General features: G+C 67.1%; 16 protein-coding genes. 7 read left to right on the forward strand and 9 right to left on the reverse strand.

Annotated features, from left to right (window positions below; all coding sequences use genetic code 11):
- Window positions 1-57 precede the first annotated feature (57 nt).
- The 6 genes from AB4089_RS04455 to AB4089_RS04480 all read right to left on the reverse strand — a co-directional run bounded on the left by AB4089_RS04455 (window position 58) and on the right by AB4089_RS04480 (window position 7,440).
- On the reverse strand, window positions 58-933 hold the full coding sequence (locus AB4089_RS04455) for an ATP-binding cassette domain-containing protein (RefSeq protein ID WP_441408091.1): 876 nt from the start codon (window positions 931-933) through the stop codon (window positions 58-60).
- Window positions 930-2,810 carry a dipeptide/oligopeptide/nickel ABC transporter permease/ATP-binding protein gene (locus AB4089_RS04460; protein WP_441408092.1) on the reverse strand — a complete coding sequence of 627 codons (1,881 nt, stop codon included), beginning with the start codon at window positions 2,808-2,810 and terminating at the stop codon, window positions 930-932. The genes AB4089_RS04455 and AB4089_RS04460 overlap by 4 nt, the downstream gene beginning before the upstream one ends.
- Window positions 2,807-3,748, reverse strand: a complete 942-nt coding sequence (locus AB4089_RS04465) for an ABC transporter permease (protein ID WP_441408093.1) — start codon at window positions 3,746-3,748, stop codon at window positions 2,807-2,809. Before AB4089_RS04465 ends, AB4089_RS04460 begins: the two co-directional genes overlap by 4 nt.
- Window positions 3,749-3,855: 107 nt before the next feature.
- Window positions 3,856-5,382, reverse strand: coding sequence for an ABC transporter substrate-binding protein (locus AB4089_RS04470; RefSeq protein WP_441408094.1), 1,527 nt, complete (start codon window positions 5,380-5,382; stop codon window positions 3,856-3,858).
- Window positions 5,383-5,587: 205 nt separating this feature from the next.
- A complete protein-coding gene (locus AB4089_RS04475) occupies window positions 5,588-6,598 on the reverse strand; it encodes a Gfo/Idh/MocA family protein (RefSeq protein ID WP_441408095.1) in 1,011 nt (336 codons plus the stop codon).
- A complete protein-coding gene (locus AB4089_RS04480) occupies window positions 6,595-7,440 on the reverse strand; it encodes a sugar phosphate isomerase/epimerase family protein (RefSeq protein ID WP_441408096.1) in 846 nt (281 codons plus the stop codon). Before AB4089_RS04480 ends, AB4089_RS04475 begins: the two co-directional genes overlap by 4 nt.
- A gap of 244 nt (window positions 7,441-7,684) precedes the next feature.
- Between AB4089_RS04480 and AB4089_RS04485 the strand changes: the two genes are divergently transcribed.
- Together AB4089_RS04485 and nadE are read left to right on the forward strand one after the other, a co-directional pair.
- Window positions 7,685-8,713 carry a LacI family DNA-binding transcriptional regulator gene (locus AB4089_RS04485; protein ID WP_441408097.1) on the forward strand — a complete coding sequence of 343 codons (1,029 nt, stop codon included), beginning with the start codon at window positions 7,685-7,687 and terminating at the stop codon, window positions 8,711-8,713.
- A gap of 195 nt (window positions 8,714-8,908) precedes the next feature.
- Window positions 8,909-9,730, forward strand: a complete 822-nt coding sequence (nadE, locus tag AB4089_RS04490) for an ammonia-dependent NAD(+) synthetase (RefSeq protein ID WP_441408098.1) — start codon at window positions 8,909-8,911, stop codon at window positions 9,728-9,730.
- A gap of 126 nt (window positions 9,731-9,856) precedes the next feature.
- Here the strand turns inward: nadE and AB4089_RS04495 are convergent, their stop codons facing one another.
- Entirely contained in the window at window positions 9,857-10,627 is a 771-nt protein-coding gene (locus tag AB4089_RS04495) for an IclR family transcriptional regulator (protein WP_441408099.1), read from the reverse strand.
- Between the two features lie 224 nt (window positions 10,628-10,851).
- Between AB4089_RS04495 and AB4089_RS04500 the strand changes: the two genes are divergently transcribed.
- Genes AB4089_RS04500 through AB4089_RS04510 form a run of 3 tightly spaced genes read left to right on the forward strand, consistent with a single transcriptional unit; the run spans window position 10,852 to window position 13,548 of the window.
- A complete protein-coding gene (locus AB4089_RS04500; RefSeq protein ID WP_441408100.1) occupies window positions 10,852-11,598 on the forward strand; it encodes a CoA transferase subunit A in 747 nt (248 codons plus the stop codon).
- Between the two features lie 46 nt (window positions 11,599-11,644).
- Window positions 11,645-12,346 (forward strand): CoA transferase subunit B, encoded by a 702-nt coding sequence (locus AB4089_RS04505; RefSeq protein ID WP_441408101.1) that lies wholly within the window; start codon window positions 11,645-11,647, stop codon window positions 12,344-12,346.
- A complete protein-coding gene (locus tag AB4089_RS04510) occupies window positions 12,343-13,548 on the forward strand; it encodes an acetyl-CoA acetyltransferase (RefSeq protein ID WP_441408102.1) in 1,206 nt (401 codons plus the stop codon). Before AB4089_RS04505 ends, AB4089_RS04510 begins: the two co-directional genes overlap by 4 nt.
- Before the next feature lie 112 nt (window positions 13,549-13,660).
- Here AB4089_RS04510 and AB4089_RS04515 read toward each other — a convergent pair whose 3' ends face one another.
- Both AB4089_RS04515 and AB4089_RS04520 read right to left on the reverse strand, forming a co-directional pair.
- Window positions 13,661-14,404 (reverse strand): ankyrin repeat domain-containing protein, encoded by a 744-nt coding sequence (locus AB4089_RS04515; protein ID WP_441408103.1) that lies wholly within the window; start codon window positions 14,402-14,404, stop codon window positions 13,661-13,663.
- A gap of 11 nt (window positions 14,405-14,415) precedes the next feature.
- A complete protein-coding gene (locus AB4089_RS04520) occupies window positions 14,416-15,018 on the reverse strand; it encodes a GlcG/HbpS family heme-binding protein (protein WP_441408104.1) in 603 nt (200 codons plus the stop codon).
- 213 nt (window positions 15,019-15,231) lie between these two features.
- Between AB4089_RS04520 and AB4089_RS04525 the strand changes: the two genes are divergently transcribed.
- The gene (locus AB4089_RS04525) at window positions 15,232-16,437 is read left to right on the forward strand and encodes a sensor histidine kinase (RefSeq protein WP_441408105.1); all 1,206 of its coding nucleotides are present in this window, start codon (window positions 15,232-15,234) and stop codon (window positions 16,435-16,437) included.
- The gene (locus tag AB4089_RS04530; protein ID WP_441408106.1) at window positions 16,434-17,060 is read left to right on the forward strand and encodes a response regulator; all 627 of its coding nucleotides are present in this window, start codon (window positions 16,434-16,436) and stop codon (window positions 17,058-17,060) included. The genes AB4089_RS04525 and AB4089_RS04530 overlap by 4 nt, the downstream gene beginning before the upstream one ends.
- The last annotated feature ends 14 nt before the right edge of the window (window positions 17,061-17,074 follow it).

Raw genomic sequence — 17,074 nt, forward strand, 5'->3', positions numbered from 1 at the left:
CGGGCCCTCAGGGCCGCTTTGTCAGTTGGTGCCTCTCCTTGGTGCATGCGCGCAGCGCTAGGCGAGGGCACCTGCCTGTTCTCTCTGTTGCCGCTGGATTTCCAGCAGACGGTGGCGATCCGCCCGGCGTTCTTCCTGCCGGTCCGGATCGGGTACTGGGGACGCCAGCAGGAGCCGCTGGGTGTAGGGGTGGTCCGGGTCCGTGGTGACGACGCCGGCCGGTCCCTGTTCGACGATCTCGCCGTGGTACATCACGGCGACGCGGTGGCTGATGTGCCGGACGACGTCGAGGTCGTGCGAGACGAAGAGGTAGGACACTCCGGTGTCCTTCTGGATCTGCAGGAACAGGTCCAGCACGCGGGCCTGGGTGGAGAGGTCCAGTGCGCTGACCGGCTCATCGCAGACGATCAGCTTGGGCGAGAGCGCCAGGGCGCGGGCGATCGCCACCCGCTGGCGCTGCCCGCCGCTGAATTCGCGCGGCAGCCGGTTGATGGCATCCGAGGGCAGGCCCACCTGGTCCAGCAGTTCCTTCACGCGCTTTTTGGCTGCCGCGGCCTCCATGCCCTGCACGCCGAGGGGTTCGGCGAGGATGTCGCCGATCTCCAGGGCGGGGTTCAGCGAGGTGTACGGGTCCTGGAACACCACCTGCAGATCCCGGCTGAGGACCCGCCGGTCCTTGCGGGTGGCGTGGCTGATGTCCTTGCCGTCGAAACTGATCTTCCCGCCGGTCACCGGTGCCAGTCCAAGAATGGCCCGGCCCAGGGTGGTCTTGCCGGAACCGGACTCCCCCACCAGGCCCAGGGTTTCGCCCCGGCCGATGGTGATGTTGATGTCCGTCAGGGCGCGGAAGGGCTTGGCCCGGAAGTGCTTGCTGGGGTACTCCACCACCAGCTGGTCCACCGCGAGCAGCGGCGCGCTTTCCGTGGTGCTCATGCGACTGATTCCTTCTGCCGGGTTGAAACGAGCATGGACATGGGTTCCTTGCCTTCAAGCATCGATGCCAGGAGCGTTTGTGTGTAGGGTTCCTGCGGATTGCGGAGGATGTCGCGCACGGATCCTTCCTCCACGAGCCGGCCGTTCTGCATGACCGCCACACGGTCGCAGAGGTCAGCGACCACGCCAAAGTTGTGGGTCACCAGGATCACGCCGATGTTCAGGCGCTGCTGGAGCTCGCGCAGCAGGTCCAGCACGTCGGCCTGCACCGTGACATCCAAGGCCGTGGTGGGCTCATCGGCGATCACCAGGTCCGGCTCGCAGCTGATGGCTCCGGCGATCAGCACACGCTGGGCCATGCCTCCGGAGACTTCGTGCGGGTATGCGGCGAAGGTCCGTTCCGGGTTGGCGATGCCGACGTCCGTGAGCAGTTTCAGTGCCCGCTTCCTCGCCTCGGCCTTGGAGATCCCGAGGACGCGCACCATGGGCGTCACCAGCTGGTAGCCGATGGTGAAGGCGGGATCCAGGTTGCTCATGGGCTCCTGCGGAATGTAGGAAATCCGCTTGCCGCGCAGTTTGGACAGGCGTTCCTGGCTGACCCGTTCGTCGCCAGGGACCACGGTGTAGTTGCCGTCGAACTGGATGGAGCCGGCCACAATGCGGGCATTGTCCGGGAGCAGCCCAAGGATGGAGAAGGCGGTCTGGGACTTGCCCGAGCCGGATTCGCCCACGATCCCCAGGATCTCGCCGCGGTCCACGTGGAAGGAGACGTCGTCCACCACCTTCTTGATGGAACCATCCGCCTGCGGATAGCCGACGCCAAGATTGGTCACCTTGACCAGGTGGTGCTCGGTACCGGCGTCGACGGCGGCCACCGACGTCCGCGACGGGCGCGCGGCGGCGGGTGCCGGCGTCGGGCCCGCCTTCCGGGCCGCCGTTGGGGCCGTTTTCTTCCGGCGGTGTTTGATCTTTTCGCCGTCCTCGAGGGCGTCACGAATGGCGTTGCCCAGCAGGACCAGCGCGCCGATGGTCAGCGCCATGGCCAGCGCCGGCCAGAAGAGCAGGGTCGGGTTCAGGTAGACGTTCTTGAATCCTTCGCTGAGCATCACGCCCCAGGTTGCCTTTGCCGGATCCCCCAGTCCCAGGAATTCGAGCCCGGACTGGATGGCGATAGCAACACCGGCGATCGCCGCAGTCTGGATGATGATTGGGGCCCGGACCACGGAGAAGATGTGGCGGGTAATGATCCTCAAGTCCGAGAGTCCGGATACACGGGCCGCATCCACGTAGAGCTCGTTGCGGACGGATTGAACGGCTGAGCGCGTCAGGCGGAAGTAGGAGGGGCTGATGAGGACGCCGAACGCGATCATGGCAATCCAGACTGACGGGCCGAAGGCCGCCCGGATGGTCAGCAGCACAATCAGGCCAGGGAGGCTCATCAGGATGCTGACAATCCAGTTGGACACGGCTTCGAACTTGCCGGCGTAGTAGCCTGCGATCAAGCCGGCGGGCAGGCCGATCGCGATGGCGACGGCGGCGCAAAGCAGCGCTGACGTAAGGGTCAGCTGCGCGCCAAAGAGCAGCCTGCTCCAGACGTCGCGACCGGAGCTGTCAGTGCCCAGAATGTTGACCGCGTCCGGAGCTGCCAGCGTCTTGGAAATGTTGGCGAAGTTCTCGTCGAACGGCGCCAGGACGTCGGCGAATACGGCCATGATGGCCATGCCCAGAAGGACAACGATGGCGACGATGCCGAGAGGATTCTTGAGCAGGCGCTTGAGGACTGTTGCCCGGACTACGGTGCCGGTCTGGCCCGATGCTCCTGGAACGGCGCCGCCGGCGGCGGGCGTCAGGGCTGAGGTTTCGACGGACTCGGTCACGATGCACGCACCTTCGGGTTAAGCCAGCCGTTGAGCAGGTCAACGATGAGGTTGACCACGATTACAACGGCGACGGTGTACATAACAACGCCCATGACAACTGGCTGGTCGCTCTGGCCGGTGGCGGCTACGGCGAGCGGCCCCATGCCGGGGAGGGCAAAGATCTGCTCGATAATGACCACTCCGCCGAGCATGCCGATCAGCTGGAGGCTGAGCACGGTCAGGCCCGCCGGAGCGGCGCTGCGCAGGACGTGCTTGAAGAGAACCTCGCGCTCGCCGATGCCGCGGCTGCGCAGGGTGCGGACATAGTCTCGTTCGAGTTGCTTGATGACGGCACTGCGGATCTGCTGCGCGCCGCCGGTGACTCCGTTGATCAGCAGTGCTATGACCGGAAGGGTCAGGGAAAGCACCCAGGCATCCGCTCCGACGCCGGGCGAAATGGTGCTGGTGGCGGGGAACAGGCCCATCTGGATGGCCAGGATGGTCACCAGGATGATGCCGATGACAAACCCGGGGATGGAGTCGCCGACGATCGCACCGATTTGGACCACGCGGTCCACCCAGCCGCGTTTGACCGCCGCGGCCACCCCGATGAGCGTCGCGACAATGGCGATGAGGATCATGGCCGAGAAGACCATGGTCATAGTGACGGGGATCCGGGTAGCGAGCGCATTAGCCACGGGCTCGGAGGTGAACCACGACGTGCCCAGGTCCCCGCTCAGGGCCCCCGTGAGCCAGCTGAAGTACCGCGTGATGATGGGCTGGTCGAGCCCCAGCTCGGCTTCCTTGACGGCGAGCTGCTCCGGCGTTGCCTGGTCTCCCAGGATGTTCCTTGCAATGCTGCCGCTCGATACGTAAAGCAAGGAAAAGGTAAGGACCGAGACGGCGAACAGGGTTACAAGTCCGCTGCCGAGGCGTTTGAGGATGAATGTGATCATTGCTGGGCTCCATTGACTGGCATGGTCTGACTGCCGGGCCCGGCAGCCCGCCGATTGTGCTCGTGGGCTGCCGGACCTGCGCCGGCTTTGTGGCTGCTAACCCGCTGCTATTTGGCCGGCGAGTAGTTGTAGATCGACGGGACAGCCTGCTGGTTCTGCGGCGTGACGGTGATCTTGGAGTTGTGGTAATACATCTGGTTCACACGGAACAGGGGTGCGAACCATGCCTGGTCCACAACGTACTTGTTGACTTCCTGGGCCAGCTTGGCCGCGTCCTTGCCGCCGTTCTGGACGGCATCGATCTTGGCCTGCAGCTCCGGGGCGGTGTTCTTGAAGGGGTTGTACAGTGCCTTCGTGGAGACGATCTGGTTGATGGCCACCCACGGTTCTCCCTGGAAGAGCGAGAAGTACATGGTGGTGAACTTCTGCGCCGCGATATCGGTGGTGTACGTGTTGGTGATCGCCGCGCCTACTTCGAGGGTGATACCGACGTCGGACAGCTGCTGCTTGATCACGGCCAGTTGCGTTTCAAACCCGGGGACGCTCGGGACCTGGAGTACCAGTCCGCTCTCATAGCCTGCTTCTTTCAACAGGGCCTTGGCCTTCGCCGGATCGTACGGGTACTTGTTCTCGAGCTCTTCAACCCAGGCGCCGCTGGCCTTGCCGAACGGCTGGGAGGTGGGGGTGCCTTGACCCAGGAGGACCTGGTCCAGGATGGTCTTGCGGTCAAATGCGTAGTTGATGGCCTGGCGGACCCGGACGTCCTTCAGGCCGGGATTCTTAGTGCCGTCGCGGTCGAACAAGGTCAGGCCCTGCCAGTCCACTTCGTTCGCGGCCAGGATCATCTTTGCGCCCTCTGCCTGCTTGCCGGTCTTGGGATCCAGCAGCGTGGCATCGACCTGTCCCGAAACGAGGGCATTGGTCCGGGCGGTCAGGTCCACGAGGGTCTTGAAGGTAATTTTCTGGAACTTCTGAATGTCCTTGTTCCAATAGTCCTTGCGGGCTGTGAACACCGACTGCGAGTCCTTGACCGTGGCAGCTTTGTCCATGACGTACGGGCCACTGCCCACGGGCTCGGTCTTGATACCATCAGTGCCAAGCGCCTTGGGGCTGCCCATGAGGCCGGCGGCCTGGCTGAGGTAGAACTCCAGCGAGGGATCGGGCGCCGTCAGGTCGAGTTCGATGGTGTCAGCGTCCACCACCTTGACCCCTGAAACCGCTGTGAGCTGGGCCATCTGCGGGCCGTTGGCCTTCTTGAAGTGATCCAGGTTGGCCTTGGCCGCGTCGGCGTCGAACTTGGCACCATCGCTGAAGGTCACATCAGCCCGGAGATCAAGGGTGAGCTTGGTGTTGGTGTCGTTGTACTTCCACGCGGTGGCCAGCATGGGGCTGAGCTTGCCGTCCGGTTCCCGCAGCAGCAACGAATCGTATGCTGCCTGGTACGGCTGCAGGAAGTGACCCACGTGCGCCTGCGCCGGGTCCCACGAGCGGATCTCCTGAACGGCACCCAGTGTCAGGGACGTGGCCGGACCGCTGGCGGCTGAGCCGGAGTTTGCGGCGCCGCCGCATGCGGTCAGCGCCATTGCCGCGCTGAGAATGAGGGCGGTCGCTGCCGCCTTGGGACCTAACTTCATTGTTGGCTCCTTTGAATCTGGGACGTGAGGCTTACGGAACAGGCCGGTGTGGCGTGGACCACACCGGCCTTGTGAGATTCACAGTACGCATTGTTGCCGATCTTGGCAACCGATTGTCAAAAGAGTTGCAACATTACTTTTGAAGAGAGCTACAGGGAGAGGACAATTCGGGCCCAGAGAGCAGCAACCGATTGCAAATCGAGGTTCAGGAAACCTGCTCCACGGACTCCGGGTAGCTCTGCCGGTAGACATCCTTGATGATCCGCAGCGACTTCTCGGCCTCTGCCGGGCTGATCCAGAAGGGCTCCGCCTCGTCCAGCCGGCCATAGAAGTCGTTGATCAGCAGCTCGTGCGAGACACCCCAATAGGACCGGCCGCCGGATTCGCTCTGGCGCTCCGGGATGAGGTCCACCCGCCCGTCCGCATGCGTCACCGTGAGGTCTCCCCGCAGGCTCAGCACGGCATTCTCGGTCACCACATCGAGCGTCACCGGCGCGTTGAAGGCATTGGCCAGGGTGGCATAGAACGCGCTGCGGGCACCGTTGGCATGCTCCGCAACGAATTCAGCGGTGTCTTCGACCTCGATGGTGCCGCCCAGGAACCGCGTGGACGTATTGCCCGTCACGCTGACCACGTCGCCCACCAGCCATTGCAGCAGGTCCACAGTGTGGATGGCCTGGTTCATCATCAGCCCGCCGCCACCGCCGGCCCAGGTCCCCCGCCACGGCCGGGTTTGGTAGTACTCGGCGGAGCGCTGCCACATCACGGTTGCGGACGCCCCCACCACGGCCCCCAGCTCGCCCGAGGACAGCAGGGCGTGCATGGCCTGCGCCGTCGCGTTGTAGCGGTTCTGGAAGCACACCGCAATTTTCGCCCGGCCTGCCGAGGCCGCCTCAACCAGCCGCCTGCCCTCCGCCAGGGTATGGGCCAGCGGCTTCTCCACAATGACGTTGACGCCGCGTTCCAGGCAGTCCGCGGCCACCGAGGCGTGCTGGTCATGCGGGGTGCAGATGTGCACCACGTCCGGCCGGACCGCCTCGATCAGGCTCAGGTGGTCGGCGAAGCCGGGGACTCCGTACGCGGCCTCCGCGGCGGCCAGCCGCTGCGGATCCGAGTCGCAGACCGCAACCAGCGTGGCGCCGTCGAGCTTTGCCACCGCCTCGAAGTGCACGGCGGAAACATCACCGCAGCCGATGACCGCCGCCGTCGTACTCAAGAGAGTTCAACCCCATTTTTCGCCGCGAGCGCCGCGAAGGCGCGGGCCGCGACGCCGAACGCCACCGGGCCCGAGAAGCCGCCCAGCTCGTGCGCGCTGGCCAAGTGCGGTTCCAGCGAGGCGAAGCCGGAGTACCCGTCCGCCGCGAGGGCGGCGATGGTGGCGTCGAGCTCGCCGTCGCCCTGGCCGGAGGGCACCACTTCACCGGTGGTGGAGAGTGCGTCCTTGACCTGGAAGTACTCGAGGTAGGTCCGGAGCATGGCGTAGCCCTCGGTGAAGGGCTTGACGCCCACCTGGACGAAGTTGGCGTTGTCCCATGCGATACGCAGTGCGGGTGAGTTCACCGACTCCATGATGTCCAGCACGCGCTGCGGGGTATCGCCGTAGATGCCCTTTTCATTTTCATGCAGCAGCACGACGCCGGATTCCTCGGCGAGCGCCGCAAGGGCGGCCATGCGGACCAAGACGTCCCCGCGGATGTCTTCGGCGCTGCGGTGTTCCGCCCGGAAGAAGGAGAAGATGCGGACGTACTTGGCGTCCAGCCCCCTGGCCACGGAAATGATCTGGCGGAGCCGTTCGAGTTCGTGCTCCACCGGCAGGCTGATGTCCACCTTGCCGATGGGGCTGGCCACGGCCGAGACCTTCAGGCCCTTCTCATCGAGGATTTCCTTGAGCCGGGCAACCTGTTCGGGCTCCAGTTCGGAGACGTTGGTGCCCCAGGCGCTTCGCACCTCGATGTGGCTGGCTCCCAGTGCCAGCAGCACGGCGGCCTGAACTGCCGGATCCGGATCTATTTCGTCGCCGAAGCCTGAGAGTGGCCAGACTGTTGGGGTTTTGCTCACGCGGATCTCCTGGGTTTCGCGGCCGCCGCGGGCAGCTTCCGGCTCCAGCCGGCTCCAGCGCGGTGACGCAGTTCACAAACGGTGTAAAGCCCAGTCTAGCTAGGCCCGCCATTGATTGACAACCGATTGCCAAACTTTGACAATCTGTGGCATTCTTGGCTCAGCGGTTCTGTGGTGGCAGTCACAGGAGCGCCCATCCGACCCGGCCATCACGGCCCGGCCACCACGTTCAGAGAGGAGCGCCGTGGCTACGACGCAACCAGCAGCAGTGGACCGCCCGGCCACCATCCATGACATCGCCGCGCTCTGCGGTGTGGCGGCCTCCACCGTTTCCCGGGCGCTTTCCACCCCGGACCGCGTCAACATCAGGACGCGGCAGCGGATCGAGGCGGCCGCGGCCCAGCTGCACTACACGCCCAACAGCCAGGCGAAGGCGCTCAGTTCCGGCCGCACCGGCGCGGTGGGGGTCCTGGTCCCGGACATCACCAACCCGTTCTACTTCGACCTCATCCGCGGCACCCAGCTCCAGCTCAAGGCGGCCGGGTACACCCAGCTGCTGGTGGACACCGAGGAATCCGACGAGGTCGAGGCCAGCACCCTGGAGCAGCTGCGCAAGAGCGCCGACGGCATCATCGTCGCCGCATCCCGGCTCACCGACGACGCCCTGCTGGACGCGGCCGCCAAGATGCCCATGGTCGCCATCAACCGTGACGTTCCCGGCGTTCCCGCGGTCCTGATCGACACTCCGTCCGCCACCGGCCAGGCCCTGGACCACCTGATCTCGCTGGGACACACCCACGTGGCCTATGTGGCGGGCCCGCTGACATCGCAGTCCAGCGAACGGCGGTGGACTGCACTGTCCGAGGCGGCCGAGGAGCGCGGTGTGCAGGTCCGCCGGCTCGGCCCGTTCGCCCCCAAGACACAGTCCGGCGCGGCGGCAGCGGACGCCGCGGTGCACAGTGGCGTCACGGCCTGCATCGCGTTCAACGACCTCATCGCCATCGGCATGCTCCAGCGCCTGCGCGAGCGCGGCATCCGTGTACCCGAGGACATGAGCATTGTGGGCTGCGACGACATCTTTGGCGCGGACTTCTGCAATCCGCCGCTGTCCACCATGGCCTCCCCGATCGAACAGGCCGGCCGGGTGGCGGTCTCCATGCTGCTGGCCCAGCTGAACCCGCTCGCCGGCGGCGGCATCCGGAACCGGTCCCTCATGCCCACCCACCTGACGGTCCGCGGTTCCACCGGACCGGCGCGGCAGGACGAGCCCTAGGCCGATTCGAATGGGCGGGCCCGGCGGGGCCCCGTTTTCTGGGCGGTTCCGGACAGGCGCGCCGGCTTCGGACCGCTGCGCAGGGGATCCGGGCAGCGCGTGTCCGTAAACGTAGCGGCCGCCCGGATCCACAGCCCGCGCCGAGCCGGCCGCAACAGTTGAGGGTTGTTGACAGCGCTGGCTAGGCTGTGAGGCATGCGTGAACTCCAGGCGAAGATCATCGAGGAAATGGGCGTGCAGCCCCGGATTGACCCCGCCGGGGAGGTGCGCAAACGCGTGACGTTCCTCAAGGAATACCTGAAGGCCACCCACACCAAGGGCTTCGTCCTGGGCATCTCAGGTGGCCTGGACTCTTCCCTGGCCGGACGGCTGGCCCAGCTGGCAGTCGAGGAGCTGGAGGCCGAGGGCGTCGAGGCCAACTTCGTGGCGGTACGGCTCCCCTACGGTGTCCAGCACGACGAGGACGACGCCCAGGCTGCCCTGGACTTCGTGCGCGCCAAGACCGAATGGACGTTCAACATCTCGGCGGCCGTGGACGGCTTCGAGGACGAGTTCCAGAAGACGGTGGGCGCGGAGATCTCCGATTTCCACAAGGGCAACACCAAGGCCCGGACCCGGATGATCGCCCAGTATGCCCTGGCCGGCGAGCACAACTATCTGGTGATCGGCACGGACCACGGCGCCGAATCCGTGACCGGCTTCTTCACCAAGTTCGGCGACGGCGGCGCAGACATCCTGCCGCTGTTCGGCCTGAACAAGCGCCAGAACCGTGCGCTGCTCGCCGAACTCGGCGCTCCGGCCCGGATCTGGGAAAAGATCCCCACCGCGGACCTGCTGGACGGCAAGCCCGGCCGCACCGACGAGGACGAGCTCGGCCTGGGCTACGACACGATCGATGACTACCTCGAGGGCCGCGACGTACCCGACGCCGCTGCCGAACGGATCGAGGCGATGTACCTGCGGACCCGCCACAAGCGCACGGTCCCGGTGACGATTTTCGACTCCTGGTGGAAATAGCCGGCGTTCCAGGGGCACTTTGAGCCGCAGATAACCCGGCTGGGCGCGATACACCAGCGTGTCCGCGCCAATGTGCCCCGGGACGGCAGCAGCTTGTGACCCGCGACGTCGGGCTCCCGCTGACCGCTAGCCCTGCAGCAGCGTCGAGATGCGGTGGGCCTCGTCCATGAGCAGCCGCCCCAGATGCGGGCGCCGGTCTTCCCGGAAGCGCGGCTCGATCCCGGTCAGCGAGAGCGCCCAGGCCGGAAGCCCGCGCTGGTTGAACACCGCCGCGCCCATCCCCCAGCTGCCTTCCAGGACCAGTCCGGGGTTGACCGAATATCCGGCCTGCCGCGTCGCTTCCAGGTTCTCCCTGACGAGCGCTTCGGTGTGCGCGGCCGCAAAGCTGCCGGCGTGGGCTGCCCAGTTCCCGAGCAGTTCTTCCTGCTCTTCGGCCGGCAGGAACGCCATGATGGCGGTGCCGGCGGAGGCGACGCCCAGCGGAAACCGGACGCCCTCGTGCAGTACGAAGGATCGGACCGGGAAGCTGCCTTCCTCCCGGAGCAGGCACACCGTCTCGTTGCCGCGGCGGATGGAGAAGAACGCGCTCTCGCCGGTCTCCTCGGCGAGGCGGCGAAGGCTCGGCCTTGCGATCTCTTCCAGGGGGAAGCGCGCCGAGGCCACGGACCCCAGCAGCAGGATCTCCGGGCCCAGGACCCAGTTGCCGCTGCCCGGATCCTGGTCCAGCAGGCCCTCGGCCGCCAGGGAGCTCAGCAGGCGGTGCACCGTGGGGCGGGTCAGTCCAGATTCGCGCACGAGCTCCACCAGCGGGCAGCCCTCGGGTTTCCGGCCGACCAGGCGCAGCAGGCTTGCTGCCCGGCTGACCACCTGGGCGCCCTGGATCGGTGTCGCATTCATTTCTGGCCTCACGTCATTTCGGGGAACTCATCGTGTGAGTATCCACATAGTGGATACTCGCAAGTATAGCGTCCACACTGTAAAACTCCGCCATTTTGCGGGAATTTTTCGCATTGACAGTGGTCCGCGACACACCATAGGCTCCTTCATCAGACATGGAGTCCACAAAGTGGATTGCAACGTGGGGCCAAGTGGAATCAAGAAGAGCTCAATGAGGAGATGCAATGTCAAAGGTGAAATCCGGGGCAGCGGCCGCGCTGCAGGACGTCCTGCGGGACGGCATGACGCTCGCCGTCGGCGGTTTCGGCCTCAGCGGGATCCCCGCTGACCTGATCGAGGCGGTGCGGGACTCCGGGGTGAAGGACCTGACGGTCGTCTCCAACAACATGGGCGTGGACGGCAAAGGCCTCGGCATACTGATCGAAGGCGGCCAGGTCCGCAAGGTGATCGCGTCCTATGTCGGGGAAAACAAGCTCTTCGCCGAGCAGTACCTCGCCGGCCAGCTGGAGGTGGAGTTCACCCCGCAGGGCACCCTCGCCGAGCGGCTGCGCGCCGGCGGCGCCGGCATCCCGGCCTTCTACACCAAGACCGGCGTGGGCACCCTCGTCGCCGAAGGCAAGCCGCTCGCGGAGTTCGACGGCGAGACGTTCGTCCTGGAACGCGCCATCAAGGCCGACGTCGCGCTGGTCCACGCACACACGGCCGACACCGACGGCAACCTGATCTACCGCTACACCGCGCAGAACTTCAACCCGGTGGTGGCGACGGCCGGCGCGGTGACGGTCGCCGAGGCCGAGGTGATTCTCGAGCCCGGCCAGCTGGACCCGAACCACATCATCACCCCCGGCGTGTTCGTCCAGCGCCTCGTCCAGGCCAGCGCCCGCGCCAAGGACATCGAGCAGCGGACCGTCCGCGCCCGCCCCGAAGCGGCAGCAGAAGCGGCGCACGCCGCATCCGCCGTCGCCGTCTAACCGGGCCTGAGCGCCGCCCCCACCCCCACGTTTTAGGAGAACCACCATGGCTTGGACCCGAGATGAAATGGCCGCAATCGCGGCCGAAGAACTGAACGACGGCGACTACGTCAACCTTGGCATCGGCATCCCCACGCTGGTGGCCAACAACCTGCCCGACGGCGTCCGCGTTGTCCTGCAGAGCGAAAACGGGCTGCTCGGCATGGGCCCGTTCCCCTTCGAGGGCGAGGAAGACGCGGACCTCATCAACGCCGGCAAACAGACCGTCACGGTCCTGCCCGGCGGCAGCATCTTCGACTCCGCAACCTCCTTCGGCATGATCCGCGGCGGCCACGTGAAGGTCGCGATCCTGGGCGCCATGCAGGTCTCCGGGGACGGCGACCTCGCCAACTGGACCATCCCCGGCAAGATGGTCAAGGGCATGGGCGGCGCCATGGACCTGGTGGCCGGCACCCCGCGCGTCGTGGTGCTCACCGAGCACAACGCCAAGGACGGCACCGCCAAGATCGTCACCGAATGCACGCTGCCGCTCACCGGCCTGAGCTGCGTGGACCGCATCATCAGCGACCTCGCGGTCTTCGACCTCGATAGGATCCCTGACGGCGGCCGGCAGCTCACGCTGACCCGGCTGGCGCCCGGCGTCACCGTCGAAGAGATCCGGGAAAAGACCGAGGCGGACTTCGACGTCGCCCTCGAAGCACTTGAAGTAACCGAAGAGACAACAGCATTCGAAGGAGCCACGGCATGAGCCTGAAGGAACAGTTCGGCAAGGACGTCCTGCTCACCGGCTGGGGACACAGCCGCTTCGGCAAACTCACGGATGAGACCCTGGAATCCCTGATCGTGCAGGTCGCCACGGAGGCGATCGGCAACGCCGGGATCGAGCCGGGCCAGATCGACGAGATCTACCTGGGCCAGTTCAACTCCGGCATGATGCCGCTGGCCTTCCCCTCCTCCCTCGCGCTCCAGGTCTCGGAGCAGCTGGCCAACGTCCCGTCCACCCGGGTCGAGAACGCCTGCGCCTCCGGCTCGGCCGCGTTCCAGCAGGGCACCAAGTCCCTGCTGGCCGGCACCGCCCGGACCGTCCTGGTGATCGGTGCCGAAAAGATGACCCAGGCCGGGGCCGACGTTGTGGGCGCGGCGCTGCTCGGCGCGGACTACGACATGGCCGGCAAGGCCTCCACCACGGGGTTCACCGGACTCTTCGCCGAGGTCGCCAAGCACTACGGGAAACGCTACGGCGCTGGCAGTCCCGGCGACGGCTCCCTCGGCGACGTCCTGGGCACCATCGCGGCGAAGAACCACCGCAACGGCGTCGACAACCCCTACGCCCAGCTCCGCAAGGACCTCGGTGAGGAATTCTGCCGCACCGTCTCGGACAAGAACCCGATGGTGGCCGATCCGCTGCGCCGCACCGACTGCTCCCCCGTGTCCGACGGCGCCGCCGCCGTCGTCCTCAGCGTTGCCCCCACCGGCGGCACTACCGCCCCGGTGCGGCTCGCCGGCTTCGGCCAGGCGAACGACTTCTTCCCGGCCGAGCGCCGGGACCCCACCGAATTCGCCGCCACCCGCGCCTCCTGGCAGCGGGCCCTGGGGATGGCCGGCGTCGGGCTGGAGGACCTCGACTTCGCGGAAGTCCACGACTGCTTCACCATCGCCGAACTGCTGATGTATGAGGCCATGGGACTGACCGAACGCGGCCAGGGTGCCCGGGCTCTGGAGGAGGGCTGGGTCTTCAAGGACGGCAAGCTGCCGGTCAACGTCTCCGGCGGGCTCAAGGCCAAGGGCCACCCCGTCGGCGCCACCGGCGTCTCCCAGCACGTCATCGCCGCCATGCAGCTCACCGGCACCGCCGGAGCCATGCAGCTGGCCAACCCGCGCCGGGCCGCGGTGCAGAACATGGGCGGCGTGGGCATCGCGAACTACGTCAGCGTGCTCGAAGCCGTCTAACCGGCGCGGACACCAAGGCGCCGCCGAATCTCCCCACCTTTGACGCACTCCACCGGCGCGTTCCGCGTCGCCGGGCGGCCCCGGGTCGCAAAGGTGCGGAAGTTCGGCACCGTCACCGCGGCTGGTCCCGCTCCCGGATCAGCTTCGCGATGGCCCCGAACCCCAGCCGTTCCGCGTTCTCCAGGGCTGTGCGGCCCTGGGGGTCGCGGACGCCGGGGTCCGCGCCGGCGTCCAGGAGCTGGCGCACCACCTCCTGCTGGGCTGGCCCGCCGTTGTTGAGCAGGATGGCTTCCTGCATGGCGGTCCAGCCCAAGTTGTTGACGTGGTCCACGGGCACGCCCGCAGCTATCAGGATCCGTACGGTCTCCACGTAGCCGTGTTCACTCGCCGGAATCAGCGCCGTTCCCCCGTAGCGGTTGGTGCTCCGCACGTCCGCGCCGGCGGCCAAGGCCAGCCGGAGCACCTCGTTGAACCCCTCCGCTCCCGCGTAGAGGAACGCCGAGTCCTGGAGGGCGTCCTTGGCGTTGACGTTGCCCCCGGCCCGGATGAGCTCCGCCACAGCGCTGACATCGTTGGCTTTTGTGGCCCGGATCAGCCGCTGGTCGAGGTCAGCTTGCGCCTCAGCGGACAAAGCGGGACTGGTGGCCGACGCCGCCACCGTTGGTGGACTTGCCGACGGCGCAGCAGGCGCCGAGGCGGTGGCCGCCACTGTTGAGGAGCTTGACGACGGCGGTGGCTCCAGCGGGCCGGGATCTCCGCCTGGCCGGCAGGATGCCAGGCAGGCGGCCAGGACTGCCGGTGCGATGAATGCCACGGATGCCTGCCGCACCCGCCGCCATGTCCGGAACCGCTTCATGAACCCGGAGCCTACTTCGAGGTCCTGGCGGCGATCGTCTGGGCACCGGCCGTTGCGCACGCTTCGTCCAGCATGCCGTCCGGGGCGCCACCCACGCCGATCCCGGCCACGGAGACCCCGTTGACCTTGAGCGGGACTCCGCCGGCCAGGAAGAGTGTGCCGGGGAGGTCCGCGATGCTGGGTCCGTTGCCGTTAATGCGCTTGGCAAGTTCGCTGGTGGGCGTGCCGAACGCTGCAGCCGTGTAGGCCTTCTGCTGCGCCGCTTCAATGGTGTGCAGGGCAGCGTTCTCGCCGCGGAGCAAGGCCTGCACGGTCCCGAACCTGTCCACCACAGCCACCGTGACGAACGGCAGCTTGTCCGCCTGGCACTTGGCCAGCGCGGCCTTGACCGCGTCCGCGGAGGCGCCGACGCTGATCCGGTTCTGGGCAACCACGGTTTCGGGAACCGGCTGGATGTCGACGGCGGGAGCTGCGGCGGGACCAGCGGCGACGGGCGCGGCCGCCTCCGCAGGAGCAACGGCTGAGGTGCCGGCGTTGGCCGCGGCCGTCAGCCCGCCCGTCAGGAGCAGCGCTCCCACAGCAGCGGATGCGGTGACTTTCCTGGACAACTTCACGGGTACTCCTTGGAATCAGGTTCTGGGACTGCCCGGGTTCGTGCCCCGGGCCTGAAATCCATCCTTCCGCCCGGAACCTTGGCAGAGCATCGGGCGTTAGTCTGTGGCGGCCTCCCCCATCGGGCTGGGCGTATCAGCCGAATGGATGAGAGACCAGGAACGGCAGGCCCGCCTAGCATGGTGGGTAGCACTCCCCCACCCGAACCGGACCCCATGACTTCCTCTCCGCCAGCCCTCCCCGCACCGGGCCCCGCGCCAGTCCCGCACAACACCGCTGCCGGAAGCGGGCCGCTGGGCCGGATTGACGCCGTCGTCCATCTTGGCTTTGCCGTCCTGCTGGTGGCCTCGGCGGTCCGTTACGTGATGCGGCACAGCCCCGCGGACAATCTGTGGGTGCTGGCCCTCGCCGCGGCGGTGTGTTCGCTGTACGCCGTGATCGCCGTACTCTCGCAGCGGCGCCGGCCGTGGGCGGTGTGGATGTTCGTCCTGGTGGCGCTGTGGGCGGTGCTGGTGATCGCGGCGCCTAGCTTCGCATGGTGCTCGTTCGCGCTGTTCTTCCTGTGCCGGACCGCCTTCAGCGGCCCCGTGGCCTATCTGGCGGGCGGCGCGACGGCGGCGGCCACCGCAGTCGGGCTGTTCCGGCTCAGCGGCGGCAGCGATATTGCCATGCTCCTGGGACCGCTGGCCGTCGGCGTCATGCTGACGCTGATCTACGACCGGATCGAGCAGGACACCGCCGAGCAGCGCCGGCTGCACGCCGAGGTGTCGCTGGCCCAGGTCCGGCTGGCCGCCAGCGAGCGCCGGGCCGGCACCATCGAGGAGCGCGAGCGGGTCTCCCGGGAAATCCACGACACCGTGACGCAGGGCCTGGCAAGCAGCCTGCTGCTTTTGGAAGCCGCGACCAGGTCATGGCCCAGCCCTGCGGCACGCTCGGACGTCCTGAATGCCAGCGGAATGCTACGCCGGAACCTGGCGGACACCCGCAGCCTGGTCCACGAGCTCGCCTCCCCCGGGCTGGACACGGCGCCGCTGCCCGATGCCCTGCTTCAGGCGGCGTCCCAGTACGTCCCGGGCGCGCGCCTGCTGGTCACGGGCGAGCCGCGCCCTGTTCCCGCGGACGTCCGGCACGCGCTGCTCCGCGTGGTCCAGAGCGCCGCGGCCAACACCAAGCTCCACGCGGCGGCGGCCAACGCCACAGTGACGCTGGGCTTCCTGCCCGGCGCCGTCACCCTGGATGTTTACGACGACGGCGCCGGCTTCGACCCGCAGTCGCTGGCACCGCCGTCGGACGCCGGAGGCTACGGGCTCCGGGCCATGCGCCAGCGGGTGGAGCAACTGGGCGGCGTATTCTCGGTGGAAAGCACCCCAGGCGTTGGGACAATCGTGGCCGCGCAACTGCCTGCAGCGGAGGAACAGTGAGTCCGATTACCGTGCTGTTGGTGGACGACCATCTGGTAGTCCGCAGCGGGCTCAGGGCACTGCTGGGAACGCAGCCCGATATCCAGGTGGTGGCCGAGGCAGCTTCCGGCGAGGAGGCGCTGGTCCAGGTGGAACAGCTCAGACCGGCCGTGGTGGTGATGGACCTCGCCATGGGGCCGGGCATGGACGGCATCGAGGCCATCAAGCAGCTGCGCCGCCGCACCAGCACGCAGGCCGTGCTGGTGTTCACCACGTACGATTCGGACGCTGACATTGTCCGAGCCGTCGACGCCGGCGCCATGGGCTACCTGCTCAAGGATGCCGCGCCGGAGGAGATCTTCGCCGCGATCCGCGGGGCGGTCCAGGGCAAAAGTGTGATGAGCGCCCCGGTGGCATCGAGGCTCTTCCAGCAGTTGCGGAACCCGGACGAGATCCTGACGCCGCGCGAAGCGGAGCTGCTGAGCCTGCTGATCGAAGGCCTCAGCAACCGTGAGCTCGGCCAGCGGCTGTTTATCTCCGAGGCCACCGTGAAGACGCACCTGGCGCACATTTACGCCAAGCTCGGAGTGGAAACCCGGGCCGCGGCGATCGCCACCGCGATCCGCCGCGAGGGCATGCGCTAGCGCCGTCCTCCGCC

Source organism: Arthrobacter sp. 2MCAF15 (genome assembly GCF_052115605.1).
In the GTDB taxonomy this organism is placed as follows: domain Bacteria; phylum Actinomycetota; class Actinomycetes; order Actinomycetales; family Micrococcaceae; genus Arthrobacter.

Excerpts from the sequence above, each read along its gene's own strand:
- AB4089_RS04455 (WP_441408091.1), bottom strand. The coding sequence starts at position 933 with ATGAGCACCACGGAAAGCGCGCCGCTGCTCGCGGTGGACCAGCTGGTG.
- AB4089_RS04465 (WP_441408093.1), bottom strand. The coding sequence starts at position 3,748 with ATGATCACATTCATCCTCAAACGCCTCGGCAGCGGACTTGTAACCCTG.
- AB4089_RS04470 (WP_441408094.1), bottom strand. The coding sequence starts at position 5,382 with ATGAAGTTAGGTCCCAAGGCGGCAGCGACCGCCCTCATTCTCAGCGCG.
- nadE (WP_441408098.1), top strand. The coding sequence starts at position 8,909 with ATGCGTGAACTCCAGGCGAAGATCATCGAGGAAATGGGCGTGCAGCCC.
- AB4089_RS04495 (WP_441408099.1), bottom strand. The coding sequence starts at position 10,627 with ATGAATGCGACACCGATCCAGGGCGCCCAGGTGGTCAGCCGGGCAGCA.
- AB4089_RS04500 (WP_441408100.1), top strand. The coding sequence starts at position 10,852 with ATGTCAAAGGTGAAATCCGGGGCAGCGGCCGCGCTGCAGGACGTCCTG.
- AB4089_RS04505 (WP_441408101.1), top strand. The coding sequence starts at position 11,645 with ATGGCTTGGACCCGAGATGAAATGGCCGCAATCGCGGCCGAAGAACTG.
- AB4089_RS04510 (WP_441408102.1), top strand. The coding sequence starts at position 12,343 with ATGAGCCTGAAGGAACAGTTCGGCAAGGACGTCCTGCTCACCGGCTGG.
- AB4089_RS04515 (WP_441408103.1), bottom strand. The coding sequence starts at position 14,404 with ATGAAGCGGTTCCGGACATGGCGGCGGGTGCGGCAGGCATCCGTGGCA.
- AB4089_RS04525 (WP_441408105.1), top strand. The coding sequence starts at position 15,232 with ATGACTTCCTCTCCGCCAGCCCTCCCCGCACCGGGCCCCGCGCCAGTC.